The sequence below is a fragment of the Ectothiorhodospiraceae bacterium 2226 genome (genome assembly GCA_013348725.1).
In the GTDB taxonomy this organism is placed as follows: domain Bacteria; phylum Pseudomonadota; class Gammaproteobacteria.
This window is the reverse complement of sequence record CP054689.1, coordinates 804,229-817,689: the sequence shown is the minus strand read 5'-3', so window position 1 is coordinate 817,689 and position 13,461 is coordinate 804,229. Positions and strand designations below refer to the sequence as shown.

Annotated in this window: 17 protein-coding genes; 11 read left to right on the top strand and 6 right to left on the bottom strand. The window is 66.8% G+C overall.

From position 1 onward, the window contains the following. Nucleotides 1-55: 55 nt before the first annotated feature. Nucleotides 56-760 (bottom strand): DUF2306 domain-containing protein, encoded by a 705-nt coding sequence (locus HUS23_03855; protein QKT03003.1) that lies wholly within the window; start codon nt 758-760, stop codon nt 56-58. An 87-nt stretch (nt 761-847) separates the two neighbouring features. On the opposite strand from HUS23_03855, the gene HUS23_03850 reads away from it, so the two are divergent. From HUS23_03850 to HUS23_03840, 3 genes are all read left to right on the top strand, one after another. Beyond that, nucleotides 848-1,483: a TetR/AcrR family transcriptional regulator gene (locus HUS23_03850; GenBank protein ID QKT03002.1), complete on the top strand. Its 636-nt coding sequence runs from the start codon at nt 848-850 to the stop codon at nt 1,481-1,483. Nucleotides 1,484-1,860: 377 nt separating this feature from the next. Beyond that, nucleotides 1,861-2,844, top strand: coding sequence for an ABC transporter ATP-binding protein (locus HUS23_03845; protein ID QKT03001.1), 984 nt, complete (start codon nt 1,861-1,863; stop codon nt 2,842-2,844). Continuing rightward, nucleotides 2,841-3,617 carry an ABC transporter permease gene (locus tag HUS23_03840; protein ID QKT03000.1) on the top strand — a complete coding sequence of 259 codons (777 nt, stop codon included), beginning with the start codon at nt 2,841-2,843 and terminating at the stop codon, nt 3,615-3,617. The genes HUS23_03845 and HUS23_03840 overlap by 4 nt, the downstream gene beginning before the upstream one ends. 78 nt (nt 3,618-3,695) lie before the next feature. Here HUS23_03840 and HUS23_03835 read toward each other — a convergent pair whose 3' ends face one another. From HUS23_03835 to HUS23_03825, 3 genes are read right to left on the bottom strand one after another with little or no spacing between them, the layout of a single operon-like run. Continuing rightward, nucleotides 3,696-3,944: a hypothetical protein gene (locus HUS23_03835; GenBank protein ID QKT02999.1), complete on the bottom strand. Its 249-nt coding sequence runs from the start codon at nt 3,942-3,944 to the stop codon at nt 3,696-3,698. Nucleotides 3,945-3,976: 32 nt separating this feature from the next. After that, entirely contained in the window at nt 3,977-4,594 is a 618-nt protein-coding gene (locus tag HUS23_03830; protein QKT02998.1) for a DUF3365 domain-containing protein, read from the bottom strand. 32 nt (nt 4,595-4,626) lie between these two features. Continuing rightward, nucleotides 4,627-4,974 carry a hypothetical protein gene (locus HUS23_03825; protein ID QKT02997.1) on the bottom strand — a complete coding sequence of 116 codons (348 nt, stop codon included), beginning with the start codon at nt 4,972-4,974 and terminating at the stop codon, nt 4,627-4,629. Between the two features lie 254 nt (nt 4,975-5,228). Between HUS23_03825 and HUS23_03820 the strand changes: the two genes are divergently transcribed. Together HUS23_03820 and HUS23_03815 are read left to right on the top strand one after the other, a co-directional pair. Next, a complete protein-coding gene (locus HUS23_03820; protein QKT02996.1) occupies nt 5,229-5,435 on the top strand; it encodes a DUF2892 domain-containing protein in 207 nt (68 codons plus the stop codon). A gap of 58 nt (nt 5,436-5,493) precedes the next feature. Continuing rightward, nucleotides 5,494-6,165 (top strand): Crp/Fnr family transcriptional regulator, encoded by a 672-nt coding sequence (locus tag HUS23_03815; protein QKT04958.1) that lies wholly within the window; start codon nt 5,494-5,496, stop codon nt 6,163-6,165. A 49-nt stretch (nt 6,166-6,214) separates the two neighbouring features. Here HUS23_03815 and HUS23_03810 read toward each other — a convergent pair whose 3' ends face one another. Further along, nucleotides 6,215-7,867: a sensor histidine kinase gene (locus HUS23_03810; protein ID QKT02995.1), complete on the bottom strand. Its 1,653-nt coding sequence runs from the start codon at nt 7,865-7,867 to the stop codon at nt 6,215-6,217. Continuing rightward, a complete protein-coding gene (locus HUS23_03805; GenBank protein ID QKT02994.1) occupies nt 7,864-8,673 on the bottom strand; it encodes a response regulator in 810 nt (269 codons plus the stop codon). The genes HUS23_03810 and HUS23_03805 overlap by 4 nt, the downstream gene beginning before the upstream one ends. Before the next feature lie 179 nt (nt 8,674-8,852). On the opposite strand from HUS23_03805, the gene HUS23_03800 reads away from it, so the two are divergent. The 6 genes from HUS23_03800 (at nt 8,853) to HUS23_03775 (ending at nt 13,456) form a co-directional block, all read left to right on the top strand. Then, nucleotides 8,853-10,355 carry a hypothetical protein gene (locus HUS23_03800; GenBank protein ID QKT02993.1) on the top strand — a complete coding sequence of 501 codons (1,503 nt, stop codon included), beginning with the start codon at nt 8,853-8,855 and terminating at the stop codon, nt 10,353-10,355. Nucleotides 10,356-10,379: 24 nt separating this feature from the next. Beyond that, the gene (locus tag HUS23_03795) at nt 10,380-11,054 is read left to right on the top strand and encodes a VWA domain-containing protein (GenBank protein ID QKT04957.1); all 675 of its coding nucleotides are present in this window, start codon (nt 10,380-10,382) and stop codon (nt 11,052-11,054) included. Between the two features lie 29 nt (nt 11,055-11,083). Continuing rightward, nucleotides 11,084-11,536 (top strand): hypothetical protein, encoded by a 453-nt coding sequence (locus HUS23_03790; GenBank protein ID QKT02992.1) that lies wholly within the window; start codon nt 11,084-11,086, stop codon nt 11,534-11,536. 147 nt (nt 11,537-11,683) lie between these two features. Next, nucleotides 11,684-12,523, top strand: coding sequence for a cache domain-containing protein (locus tag HUS23_03785; protein ID QKT02991.1), 840 nt, complete (start codon nt 11,684-11,686; stop codon nt 12,521-12,523). 24 nt (nt 12,524-12,547) lie between these two features. Next, nucleotides 12,548-12,868 (top strand): hypothetical protein, encoded by a 321-nt coding sequence (locus tag HUS23_03780; GenBank protein QKT02990.1) that lies wholly within the window; start codon nt 12,548-12,550, stop codon nt 12,866-12,868. 54 nt (nt 12,869-12,922) lie between these two features. Continuing rightward, entirely contained in the window at nt 12,923-13,456 is a 534-nt protein-coding gene (locus tag HUS23_03775; GenBank protein QKT02989.1) for an acetyltransferase, read from the top strand. Nucleotides 13,457-13,461: the final 5 nt, after the last annotated feature.

Below are 13,461 nucleotides of genomic sequence, written 5' to 3'. Positions count from 1 at the left end.
ACCACAAGCTGACGCCATCCCGCCACCCTTTCACCGCATCGCGGCCGCTGCATGGTCACGCGCCGGCTGACGTACCGCCGAGACGCGCGCCCGGACGCCGCGCGGGTGTGGGCTGAATGCGGCGCAGCCAGATCTCCACCGCGGCGAGGTTGAGCAGGGCGCCGATCATCATGGCCGCGGCGAAGATGGCGCGGCCGTCCAAGCCGAGTCCGTCGGTGCCTAGGGCGAGCACGAGGCGCATGGTGAGCGGGGCATAGGCAATCGCCAGCATGCGCGCCATCCACGCGCGATGCTGCGCGACCTGCCCGCGCCGGATGTGACGCACGCCGAGCCCGAGACACAGCAGAAAGCCGCCCGCGAGTACCAGCGTCACCCAGGTCTCCGCTCGTCCGCCGAACGGCATGAGGATGCCGAGCGCCACCGCCGAGACCGCGATCACCAGCCCCAGCGCTACCAGCAGGCGGCCGTTGGCGCGATGCAGGGCCGGCGCCGGCGCGCGTAGTCGCGCGCTGAGCTGCAGCGGCGCCAGCAGGACGAAGAGCATGGATGGCAAGATGTGCAATGCGGCCCACACGCGACGCGCCTCGTACAACGCACGTTGCTCGAGGTGCCACTCGGGGCTCGGTCCGAGACCGCGCGCCACCGCCTCCTCGGGCGGGACCTGAAGCAGGTAGTGGCCCGCCGTGACCAGCAGGCCCAGGACGGTGAGTACCGCCACCGTTCCCCATAGCACGGCGGCTCTGGATGCGCGGGTAGTCATGGCCGGTCCCTCCATGTTTACGGTGGAAACATTACGCAGTCTAGCGCCGAAGTTGACGGTGTCAACATCAGGGCCTAGAGTGGCTGCATGTCCGCCCGCCGCCCCACAAAGTCCGCCTACCATCACGGCGACCTGCGCAACGCCCTGGTGGAGGCGGGCGTGGCTTTGCTGCGCGCCAAGGGCCCGCACGCGCTGAGTTTGCGCGAGGTGGCCAAGCAGGCGAAGGTGAGCCACGCGGCGCCGTATCGCCACTTCGCCGACAAGCACGCGCTGCTGGCGGCCATTGCGCACCAGGGCTTCCGGCGCCTCGGTGCGGCCATGGCTGCCGCGGAGGCGGCCCATCCGGACGATCCCCTGCGCCAGCTAGAGGAGGCCGGGTGGGCCTATGTGGACCTCGCGGTGCGCAACCCCGAGATCACGCAGCTCATGTTCGGCGGCGTGCTGGAGCCCGAACGCTGCGACGCGAAGATGCTGGCCGATGCCCAGGGTGCGTTCGAGGGCCTGTTGCGCATCATCGAGAACGGTAGGGCGGCGGGCCTGCTGCAGGCGCGCGATAGCCAGGAGCTCGCGCTGGCCGCCTGGAGCCTGGCGCACGGCTTCGCCATGCTGGTGGCAGGCGGGCAACTGCCGCCGCCGCTGGTGGCGGGCGATCAGGTCGATGCCCTGAGCCGGACGCTATGCCGGTTGTTGATCGAGGGATTGCAGCGCACCACCCGGGCCTGAGCGATGCGGCCGTGGCAGGTCCGCGCTCAGACCGTAGGATGCACAACGGAGCAGGAGCGCGAGCGCCGAGCCCTCGATTGCGTGGACCTGCTGCGAGGGCGCCAGCCGGTTCAATGCCTGGTTAGCCGATATTTTTCCATGCGGTCTGAAGACGCCCCACACGCTCTCGCGGCAGTGATGCGAGGAACTTTCCCAGCACGCGGTTGAACTCCTCGGGTTTGTCGACGAAGAGGGCGTGGGAGGTTCCGTGGATGACTTCTTCAGGTCGACCCGGGCAGCTTTTCGAGTGTCGGTGCTGTTCGTTTTGAGGCGCTCCTCCCACGGCTGGCCTGAGCCCCCCTTACTGAGTATCCTGGCGGACTGATAAGGAGGACCGCTTGGAAGATCAATCTCTTGCGCCTCATGTTTCCGCAGGCGGTGCCGCGCGCACCGAGGCGGAGCCCATCCTCGCGATTAGCGGTCTGGAGAAGACCTACCGCTCGGGCCTGCGCGCGCTGAAGGGCGTCGACCTTGCCGTCCGCCCCGGCGAGATCTTCGCGCTGCTGGGCCCCAACGGGGCGGGCAAGACCACGCTGATCGGCATCGTGTGCGGGACGGTGAAGGCCACCGGCGGGACGGTGCGGGTGGGTGGCTACGACATCGTGAGAGACTTCCGGCGCACGCGCACCATGGTCGGGCTGGTGCCGCAGGAGTTGCATACCGACATGTTCGTGTCGGTGTGGGACACGGTGCGCTTCAGCCGCGGGTTGTTCGGGCTGGCGCCGGACAAGGCCCATCTGGAGCGGGTGTTGCGCGATTTGTCGCTGTGGGACAAGCGGGATGCGGACATCATGACCCTCTCGGGCGGGATGAAGCGCCGCGTGCTGATCGCCAAGGCGCTGGCACACGAGCCGCGCGTGCTGTTTCTGGATGAGCCCACCGCGGGCGTGGACGTGGAGCTGCGCCGCGACATGTGGGCGCTGGTGCGCCGCCTGCGCGAGACCGGCGTGACGGTCATCCTCACCACGCACTACATCGAGGAGGCCGAGGAGATGGCCGACCGGGTGGGCGTGATCCACAAGGGCGAGTTGGTCCTGGTGGAGGACAAGCATGCGCTGATGCAGCGCTTCGGCCAGAAGCAGCTGACGCTGCACCTCACGGCGCCCCTGGAGGCGATCCCGCCCGAGCTGGAGGCGTGGGACCTCGCGCTGAAGAACGGCGGCTGCGAGTTGGAGCTGACGTTCGGTGCCGGCGAGGAGCAGGCTTGTATCCCGGCCCTGCTGCGCCGTATCGCGCAACTCGACATCGAGTTTCGCGACCTCCACACGCGCCAGAGCAGCCTGGAGGAGATCTTCGTCAACCTGGTGACCGAGCGCCGATGAGCACCGAGCGTTTCAACGTCTACGGCGTGCGCGCGATCTACCGCGCGGAGATGGAGCGCTTCGCGCGCACCCTGTGGCAGAGCGTGGCGGCGCCGGTGCTTACCACGGTGTTGTATCTCGTCGTGTTCGGTGCGGCCATCGGCGGGCGTATGGGGGCGGTGGACGGCGTCGGCTACGCCGCCTTCATCGTGCCGGGGCTGATCATGCTCACGGTGTTTACCGAGAGCCTCAGCAACGCCTCGTTCGGCATTCATATGCCGAAGTTCACCGGCACCATCTACGAGCTCCTGTCGGCGCCGGTGGCGGCGGTGGAGATCGTGCTCGCGTACGTCGGCGCGGCGGCCACCAAGTCGGTGCTGCTCGGGTTGCTGATTCTGCTCACCGCGAGCTTGTTCGTACCGCTGCAGGTGCAGCATCCGGTGTGGATGGTTCTCTATCTGGTGCTGATCGCGGGGGCGTTCAGCCTGGTAGGGTTCATTATCGGCGTCATCGCGCGCGGCTTCGAGGAGCTGCAGTTCGTGCCGCTGCTGGTGGTGACGCCGCTCACCTTCCTCGGCGGGGTGTTCTATTCCATCGATATGTTGCCCGAGCCCTGGCGCACGGTGAGTCTGTTCAACCCCATCGTGTACTTGATCAGCGGCTTCCGCTGGACCTTCTACGGTACGGGCGACGTGCCACCGGGCGTGAGCCTCGCCGTGCTGCTGGGCATCATCGCGCTCGGTTTCGGCCTGGTGTGGTGGATCCTGCGCACGGGGTATCGCCTCAAGACCTGACGCCTGGCGAGTTAGCCGCCGTGCGCGCACCGCTAGGCAAAAAGAATGCCGCGCGCCGTCAGGCGCGCGGCACTGGGGCTACCAGCCCAGTTCACCCACGAATTCGGGGCTCGGCTGATCGGCCTGCGACTGCGGGGCTAGCCCTTTTTGGGACGGCTGCTGCCGCTCCGTTTCAGCGCGCGTCGGCCGCGGTGCCTCTTCGTAGTCGTCCCACGACCAAGGGATGTGTCGCGGCGGATCGCCGGGCTCGCTCGCGGCGGCCGGCAGGGCGATGAATGCCGCGGTGAGTGCGGCAAGAAGCGTGGAACGTGCAATGCGCTTGTTCATGGTCGAATCTCCTGTGGTTCGAGGTTTAATGCTCACTTCGCCGCGCTAGCGGCGAGCGGGATGTCGAGCGGCTGGGTAATGCTGATAGCGCCGCGTAGCTGGCCGGCGAGGTAGCCGGTGGCGCGATCGTGCGGATAGGCGCTCTCGAGCTTCGCCTTCACGCCGGTCGGGATGCGTTCGGCCGCTCCATGGCAGGTGAGGCAGGCTTCCTGCGTCGGGATCGCCTTCATGTAGCGGTAGTGCTCGGCGCCGCCGATCTCCACGACTTCCCCGAACTCCATCTCGGCGTACGGCTCGCCGGCGGCAGCGCGTTCCTCGAAGCCGCTCAGCACCTCGCTCTCCCACGCGTCGGGCATGCCGAGCATGGGGTTTCGCACCCGGGTGCCGACCCGCGTGACCTGCCAGCCGTTGGCGCGCGAGAGCTCGCCGGCGATATGCGGGGCGACGTCGCGACACACCAGGATGGCCTGATCCGGGCCGCCTTGCTGCATTTCCTGGCGAAGCGCGCCGCCCAGTTCCTGCACGAAGCTACCGGCGGCGGCGCGGGCCGCCTGTTCACGTGCGTTGAGCTCGCCGGCATGGACAGGCAGCGCGGTCAGCAGGACGCCGCCGGTGATTAAGGCGTGCTTGAGTTGTTTTGCGAAAGGCATCGTCTTCTCCTTGTGCGATTGGTATATGGGACTTATCGGCGGCCCGCAGAGGCGGCGGGCGCACGCTGGCGCTCATGCTTCATGCCGCCTTGGGCGCGCGAGCTGCCTTCGTTAGCGCGGGCGCGTTCGCGCGTCTGTTGCCGCTGGCGAGTCTGCTCCGGAGTGCGGGCGTGTAGCTGCCGCTGGCTGGTGTGGCCGTGTTGTTGCGAGGCCTCCCCCGGGACTGCGCGGCCGGCGCCGACGTCATGCATGCGCAGCTGCGCGGCGTCGGCGGTGAGTTGCGCTGTGGCAGGCTGTTGGGCCAGCACCGCGCCGGGCGCGATGAGGCCGATGCTCAGGCCGATGGCGGCAGCAGCCGCTGCGAGTTTTCGGATCGTCATGGTTCTTCCTCAGTGCACCAGGTGGGGCTACGCTACCCCTCGCCCGGCGCGGGGGTCAGTGACTTGGGTCCCCTAGGTCCTGACGTCGCGCCGCAGGATGTGGAAGCGGGCGCTGCTGTCGCCGTGGGGCTGGACCAAAGACGCGCATTGGCGGTTTTGTTTCAACAGCCTGCCTTGGGGGACTGAAGTCACAGACGCGGCGCGCGGATCACGGCACCTTCAGCGGCATCCTGAAACCGCAGAGGGTTTAGTCAATGATCAACAACGTCGGCGGCATCGACCGCCTGCTTCGCATCGTGGTCGGCCTCGCCGTGCTCTCGCTCGTCTTCATCCTGGGCGACGCGGCACGTTGGTGGGGTTTGCTGGGCATTCTGCCGCTGGCGAGCGGCCTGCTTCGCAGCTGTCCGCCCTATGCACTACTCGGCATCAACACCTGCCCGGTGCAGCGTAGGCGCGCCTAATGGCGTGTCGGATATACTGGAGCGCTCATAAGAGGTCTCCTGCATGTCCGATGGTCAGATGAACGAGCGCGAGTGGCTCCGTGAGGCGCTGCTCGCGCAGTTTCCGGTCTTCGCCGAGCTTCCCCCCGAGCGGCTCGAACGGCTCCTGGACTCGGCGCCGCTCATGCGCGCGCCGGCCGGGACCGTGCTGTTCGACGTCAGGCAGCCTTGCCGCGGCTTCCCGTTACTGCTGGAAGGTCTGGTGCGGGTGGCGAAAGCGACCCCCAGCGGTCGCGAGATCGCGCTGTATCACGTCGAGCCGGGGGAGGGGTGCATACTCTCGGGGGGGTGTCTGCTGGGAAGTCTGACGTACACCGCCACCGGTGTGGTCAAGGAGGACGCGGCGCTGCTCAGTATCCCCTCGGCGCTGTTCCATGAACTGATTCTCGCCTCCGAGCCCTTCCGGCGCTTCGTGTTCGGTATGTACGGCACGCGCCTCGCGGACGTCATGGAGCTGGTGGAGGAAGTGGCCTTCCGGCGCCTCGACGAACGCCTGGCGCAGTTGCTGGTCAAGCGCGGACCGGTGCTTTCCGAGACTCACCAGAAGCTCGCCGACGACCTCGGCAGCGTGCGCGAGATCGTCAGTCGTCTGCTGCGCAGCTTCGAGGGCCGCGGTTGGGTACGGCTGGAGCGCGAGCGGATTACGGTGCTCGACGTCGAAGCATTGGAAAGGCTCGCCCAGAGCGGCTAAGCGAGCCACCGCTGTGTCGTTGAACGGGGGGCACACCGGAATCCCGCATTCACACCGCGGGATCGAAGGGTGCGTGGGCGCGCAGGCGCTCGTCCAGGCGCTCAACCTCCGCTTCGAAGTCTTCCTCTTGCGCGAGTTCGCTGCTTTCCAGGCGTAGCCGGGCGGTCGGCAGTCTTATCTCAAACTCGACGCCGCCGATATCCATTGCTTCGAAACGCAGCTGATGGGCATTGCGTTTGGGCGCGTATTCGAGCCGCCATCGCGGGCGCTCGGGATGCGCCGGATCGAAGCGCAGTTGCTTGCCCTTGGCGTCGAACGCCTGCAGACGCTGCGTGTTGCGGCTGCCGGTGGTGGTGACTTCCACGCTGCGTAGCGGTGCCTTGAAGGTCCACTCGCGTGCCTCCGCCGGTGTGTCGCTGCCCGCGCGGCACATCGGGCGCCCCTCTACGAGCACCACATCGATCAAATCGGTAATCACCTCGTCGTTCGCGAGTTCCACGCGCACCGCGTACTGCGTCTCGGGCGTGTGGATGTTGTGCACCGCGATGTGCCCCTCGTAGCCCTTGACGATCTCGCTCACGAAATACAGGCCCAGGCCGCGGCCGTGGTGCTCGCGCGGGCGGCGGGTGGAGTAGCCGAGCTGGAAGAGGTTGGGGCGGTCTTCGTCGGCGACGTGCGGGCCGCGGTTATACACACGTAGGCAGACCCGGCCCTGTTCTTCCGCCAGCGTGAGCGCGATCGGCGTGAAGCCGGCCTTGTAACCGCGCTTGCCGGAAAAATACTGGGCGTTCTTGAGCAGATTCTCGAGCAGCAGCACGAGGTGATTCTCGTTGCCGAGCAGTTCGCCCACCGGATCGAGGCGCACATGCCATTGGCCGTCGTCCCGCAGGTAAGCGCCCTCATCGGGCGGGGGCGGCAGCGCGGCGTGGGACACCTGGGCCAGCGCTCGCCACGCGGCGCGCTGGGGCGCGTACACGGGTTCGAAGGGCAACGGCGCGGCCGCGTCGCTGTTCAACAAGCGCTGGTAGTAGTGTTCCTCGCATTCGCACAGCAGGTTGCCGATGTGCAGCGCAAGGTTATCGGCCGTGGAGAGGTCGAGCAGGTCCCACAGATAGCGCATGGCATCGAGCGCCGCCTGGTAATCCGCAGCCGCCGGCGCGTCGCCGCCCTTTGCTGCGGTGGCGGTGTTCGCCGAGACCTCCGCCGCTGCTGCCGCCTGTTGCAGGGCCGTCTGCACTTTGTCGAAGCTGATCACGCCGTTGTGGCGCACCTCGGCGGCGATGCTCTTGAAGTGCAGGAATTTCTCGTCGTACTCGATGTGTTCCAGCAGCTTGTCGCTGATGAACAGCTTGAGCTTGTCGGCATGGCCGGAGTAGGTGTGCGCTTTGAGCTGCAGTTGCTTCTTGCTCTCCCACAATTCGCGTACCTGCTCATCCACGCGGCGCAGATCCGCCGCTTGGCGCGCGTACTGGCGGCGATAGCGGTACAGGTCCAGCAGCACCACCGCCAGGAAGGCCCCGAACACCCACCATTTCATCGGCGGCTGCAACCAGGTGTCGGGAACGCCGTAGTACCCACTAAGACCCGGATCGGTGAGCAGTAGCAGGTAGCACATCGCGCCGAGCGCAGCGAGCGCGCTGCGCCAGGCAAAGGTGACCTTGCGCACGCGCGCCTCGGGCGCTTTGTCGTTGCGTCGTTTCATGTGTCCGCCTCGCCGATCGGTTTCCAACAGTACGCGCCTTCGTCACCGAAGGTCGCGATGCCCTGGCCGGCCTTGCAAAGGGCCAGGAAGCGCCCCTCACCGCCCATCGCTTGATCGAACGCGAGCCGCAGCGTGCGGATGTGCTGCCGGTAGTTGGCGTAGGAGAAATGCTCGGGATCGGCGTCCAACTTGTCGGCGATCTGGAAGGTGTTGAGCGCGGCCGGCGCGGCCTCGACCAGGTAGCGCAGGATCTTGCGCGGCGTGGGCGGCAGCGGGCGCTTCGGATTAGCGGGGTTCATCAGCTTGGTGCCTTGCCAGTAGACCTCCCAGGTGGTGGTGTCCAGGGAGAGCGCGCCGCTACGCAGGGCATCGCCCGCGGCGGCGGCCTGTGGCGCGCGCATGCTGTGCTCGCGCAACACGGCCTTGATGCGCCAGCACAATACGGATTCGATGTTCACCTGGTGCTTGGCGATGAAATCCCGCGCCCCGGTGGTTTCGAAGGCCTGCTGCTCGATGCCGGTGCCGCTGTGCTCGGAGAGATAGATGATGGGCAGGCCCGGCCACTTGGCCTGCAGCGCGCGCGAGACGGAAAACCCCGCGGCGTCGTTGCCGTTCATGTTCGCGTCGAGCAGCGCCACGTCGGGACGGCTGTCGGCGCTTGCGCGGCGGATGTGTTGGCAGGCGGCCTCGGCGAACTTGAAGACCTGCAACCGGGTGGGCTGCTCGTCGAAACGCGTGGCTTCCAGCACGGGCTGGAACTTGTCGATCCAGTGCGACTGGTCTTCCACCCAGAAAATCGTAGCCATGGGCAACCCGACCTCGCGCGGCAACACGCCGCGTCGTTGCGGAGACCTTGCCTCCCCTAAGGAGGGCGGCCCCTTCTGTCATTCACTCACAAATTTTTCACCGGCGTTCGAGAGACTGCGTGTGACGAAACGGCAGGAAGCCAAAAAACCGTAATCAAACACACGTAGAAGGTGCCATTATGTCGACCGACATACTTTATATCTGGTCTTCCTCGCCGGCGCTCTCGTTGGCGATCTGGCTTGTTCTTATCGTCACCGTGCTCTACCTGGGCCGGCCCCACGCCCATCAGCTGCTGCGCGGCACGGGCCGCGCCGTGTACGGCTCGGCGCGCGTCGCGGCACGGAGCATTCGCCAATTGGAACAGCGCGTCCGGGAGCGAAACCGTGACGTGCTTCTCGCTATGGGTCGCGAGGCGACCGAAAAGGCGATCGAACGCGAATTCAGCCGGGTGCACACCCTCGTCGCGCGCGACCTCAGCCAGTATCCGAAGCTGCACCGCAAGCTGGCCGACACGCTGCAGAAGGTCGAGGCAGATTACCACGCGACGACCGAGGATGCGCCGCTGGCACCGGCCTGGGCGGAGGTGGTGGACACCCTCGCGGCGCTACCGCGCTCGGGCGATCCGGCGATGGTCAAGATTCTGGACAATATCCAGGAGGCGGTCGAGACCTCGCACCAGCAGACCCTGGCTGCCTATCAGAAGAGCTCCAATGAGCGCCACAGGATTCTGAACGCGATGCAGCCGGCGTGGCGCGCGCTCGGCACGACGATGACCAAGGTGCAGGAGACCATCACCGGCCTGGACGAGCGTGCCAAGACCATCGACCGCCACATGGCGACCTACGAGAGCATGCGCAAGGCCGAAGACAAGGCGGTGCACGCATTGACCGCCTCGTCGGTGACTCAGTTTTTCATCGCCAGTCTGGTGCTCGTCATTGCGGCGTTCGGCGGCATCATCAATTTCCACCTGATCGCGTTGCCGATGTCGGAAATGGTGGGCGGCGCGAGCTACATCGGCAGCGTGCGTACCTCGGACATCGCCGCGCTGGTGATCATCATGGTGGAAATCACCATGGGGCTGTTCCTGCTCGAAGCCCTGCAGATCACGCGGCTGTTTCCGATGATCGGCAGCCTGGATGATCGGATGCGCAAGCGCATGGCGATCGCCGCGTTCACCATCCTGGTGATCTTCGCCGCCATCGAGGCCTCGCTGGCCTACATGCGCGACCTGCTGGCGCTGGACCGCGAAGCCTTGGCGCAGTCGCTCGCCGGCGCCGCGATAGTGGAAGACAAGTTCCGCTGGGTGCCGTCGATCGGGCAACTGGTGCTCGGCTTCGTGCTGCCGTTCGCGCTCGCCTTCGTGGCCATTCCGCTGGAGGCCTTCGTACATTCGCTGCGCACGGTGCTGGGTCTGGTGGTGGTCGGCGCGCTGCGCACCCTGCGTCTCGCGGTGCGCTTGGGCGGCGGCATGGCCAACCACCTCAGCAAGATGCTGGTCAACCTGTACGACATCTTCGTGATGGTGCCACTCAGCATCGAACGCTTGATCAAGCAGTACCGCGCCGAAGCCGGGCAGCGTCGCGACGACACGGCAGGGGAGGGGCGTCCCTCGAAGGCGGCACGGCGGCGCCAGCGCAACGACGAAGCCGACGACCTTGCGGTCGACACGCGGGAGGCCTGAGCCATGAGCGTGATGAATGAGCGTATGGGCGGTCGGGTGTGCGGCTGGGCGCTGCGGCTCGCCGCCGGGATCCTGAGCGCGGCCGCGCTGACGGGGTGTGGCGAGCCGGTCAACAACAGCCGCGCGGCGTTTGTGTTGATCGATATTTCCAGCGACTACGCGGGGGAGCTGCAAAAGGCGCAGACCTTGACCAATTACCTGCTGGCCAACCTGGAAAGCGGCGATTCACTGGGGATCGGTTTTATCGACAACAGCAGTTTCACGGAGCGCAACATCATTGCCCGCGCCACCTTCGACCACCGGCCGAGCGTCACCACGCGGCAGAAACGGGAAGTGCGGGCGCAGCTCGACGCCTTCGTGCAGCGCTTTCGGGTGCCCAGCCATCACAGCGACATCACCGGCGGGGTGCTGCTGGCCTCGGACTACCTGAACGAGACCAAGGCCGGACAGCGGTACCTGTTCATCCTCTCGGACCTGCACGAGGACCTGCCGCCCTGGCTGAACCGCAGTGTCGGCGTGAACCTCGAGGCCATCGAGGTGATCGCGGTGAACGTGAAACGCCAGCGCCGGGACAACAACGACCCGCAGGCCTACCGCCAGCGCCTGGCCGGCTGGCAGCAGCGGGTGGAGGAGAGCGGTGGCCAATGGCGGGTGGTGAACGACTTGGCGCGGCTCGAAAGCGCGGTGGTGCTGCGCTGAGTCGGCGCAGTCGCAGAGGGAGAAGACTGATGCACGCGAAGAGATCGTTGGCGATGGCGGCGGGGTTGATGATGCCGGCGCTGGTGTTCGGCACCGGCCCCGAGGCGTTCGAAGCGGCGGCCATGGAGGCGGTGATGCTGAGCGGCCTGCAGGTGCAGGATCGGCAGCGCCGGGCGGAGCGGGGTGCGGTGCCGGCGCTGAGCATCCAAGGACTGGCTTCGGATCCTTGGTACGGCTATAGCCCCGAACAGCCCATCGCGGTCGGTACCACCGCGCTCCCGCGCGCCTACCTGGAGCAACTGCGCGGCACCGAGGGCGAGCCGCTCGAGTTTCGGCGCGCCGGCGACTGCGCGGCCGCCGACGCCGACATCGATTGTTACGAGGTGACTTATCGGGGGCTCGGCGACTCGGTGACGCTGTTCCTCGACCTGTCACGGGCCGATGCCGTGTACGCCCCGCTGGGATTCACCTACATCGACTAGGGGCGCCAATGGGCCGGGGGCGTGCTCCGGCCTACGTCAGCGCTTGCACAGCGCCTTCCGGCATTGGTGGGGCAGCGAGAGCATGCCCCGCCCCTGGCCTATTCTTTGCCATGACGCCACAAGTCACCATGGCGGAAGGGGAGGCGTATGACGTTCACGACGTTCACGACGTTCCGGGCGGCGGCGCTGGCCACCTGCCTGCATGTTGTCCTCGGCGGGGCGGCGCACGCGACGCAGGAACGGCCTTTCGCGGTGGATGGCGAGGTCGCGCTCGCCGCGTTCATCGCGCTGAGTGACGGCCATCTGATCAAGGTCGCCGACTCGCTGCACATCTTCGCGCAAGGCGAAGCCGCACGCTCGGCAGCCTGGGGACGAATCAAGGACCCTTACGCGGACGTCGCCGAGCGGAACGTGTCTGCCCTCAACTGGTTTGCCCTGCCGGATGGCGCCTACTGGAGCGTGCAGGAGGGGAAGGCCGAGGGGAACCTGGCGGAGCGCAGCTATTTTCCACGCGTGCTGGCGGGTGAGACGATCATCGGCGAGTTGGTCGTCAGCAAAGCCACGGGCAAGCCGGTTGCGATTGTCGCCGTGCCGGTGATGGGGGACGACGAGGCGGTGGTGGGTGTACTCGGCGCCTCGGTGTATCTGGATCGGCTAAGTGACCTTATTCGAGAACAGATGTCGCTGGATGAATCGACGGTGTTCTATTCCTTCGACCGGGCTCCCTTAGTCGCTTTGGACTGGGACCCGGGGCTGATCTTCCTGGACCCGCGGCGCTTAGGGGAGCCGGATTTGATCCGCGCCTTCGAGGAAATGTTGGCGGCCGATGAAGGCGTGGTGAATTACACGTTTCGCGGGCGTGAACGTACAGCGATCTTCCGCCATTCGCCGGTCACCGATTGGTGGTACGTGCTCGGGGTGGTGCCGCAGGGGCGTGAGGCCCCGAGCGGCGAGATCTCAGTCCCAGCAGGGAGCGGTGGCGACTAGCAGACGAAAGAACGGGAGGGAGTCATGGCTTTTTGGCGGAACATACTGACGGCCGTTGCCATTGCGGGACTGGCGGTCAACGTCGGCGCGGCGGAACCTGAAGGATTCATGGTGTGCGAGAGCCAGCAGGAGCTCGAGCAGCTTCTGCAGAGCGACGGGCAGATCGTGCCCGATGGTTGCCGGTTCGCTACGGTGGCGACGGTGCGCTCGACCGCCGGCACCCTCTGCTCGTTCGATCTCGAGCCGGAGGATGAAGGAGTTTGGCAGCAGCTCCGGGATGCCGCGGTCACCACGCGCTGGTGGACCGAGTGCGACAACCTCGGCGTAGGGGCGCCGCCTCAGTGAGAAAAGTGCCTACCCGGAGAGGCGCCCGCTTTTAAGAAGCGCGCGGTCAGACTGATGCAATGGCCAGCCGCTGAGGTTCGCCTACGCCCGGCCACCGCCGCGGACGCGCCCCGGCTGCGCAAATGGGACCGCGAGCCGCATGTGCGTGCCGCGACCGGCGGCGAGGATTGGGCGTGGGAGGTGGAGTTGGCGCACCCGCCCGCCGGCATCGAGCGCTTCATCGCCGAGCTGGCGGGGCGCCCGATCGGCTTTCTCGAGATCACCGATCCGGCCCGCGACGCAACCCGATACTGGGGTGCGTTGCCCGCCGGTGTGCGGGCGCTGGATATCTGGATCGGCGAGCCGACCGCTCTCGGCCGGGGCTTCGGGACGCAAATGATGCGCCTGGCGCTCGCCCGGTGCTTCGCCGACCCGGCGGTGACGGCGGTCCTGGTCGATCCGCTGGTCGGCAACCAGCGCGCGCACCGCTTCTACGTCAGGCTCGGGTTCCGCTTCGCGGCGCGGCGCCGCATGGGGGGCGACGACTGCTTCATCTTTCGCCTGGAGCGGCAAGACTGGGCGCAATCCTCGGCCGCAGCGCCCGAATAGACGTG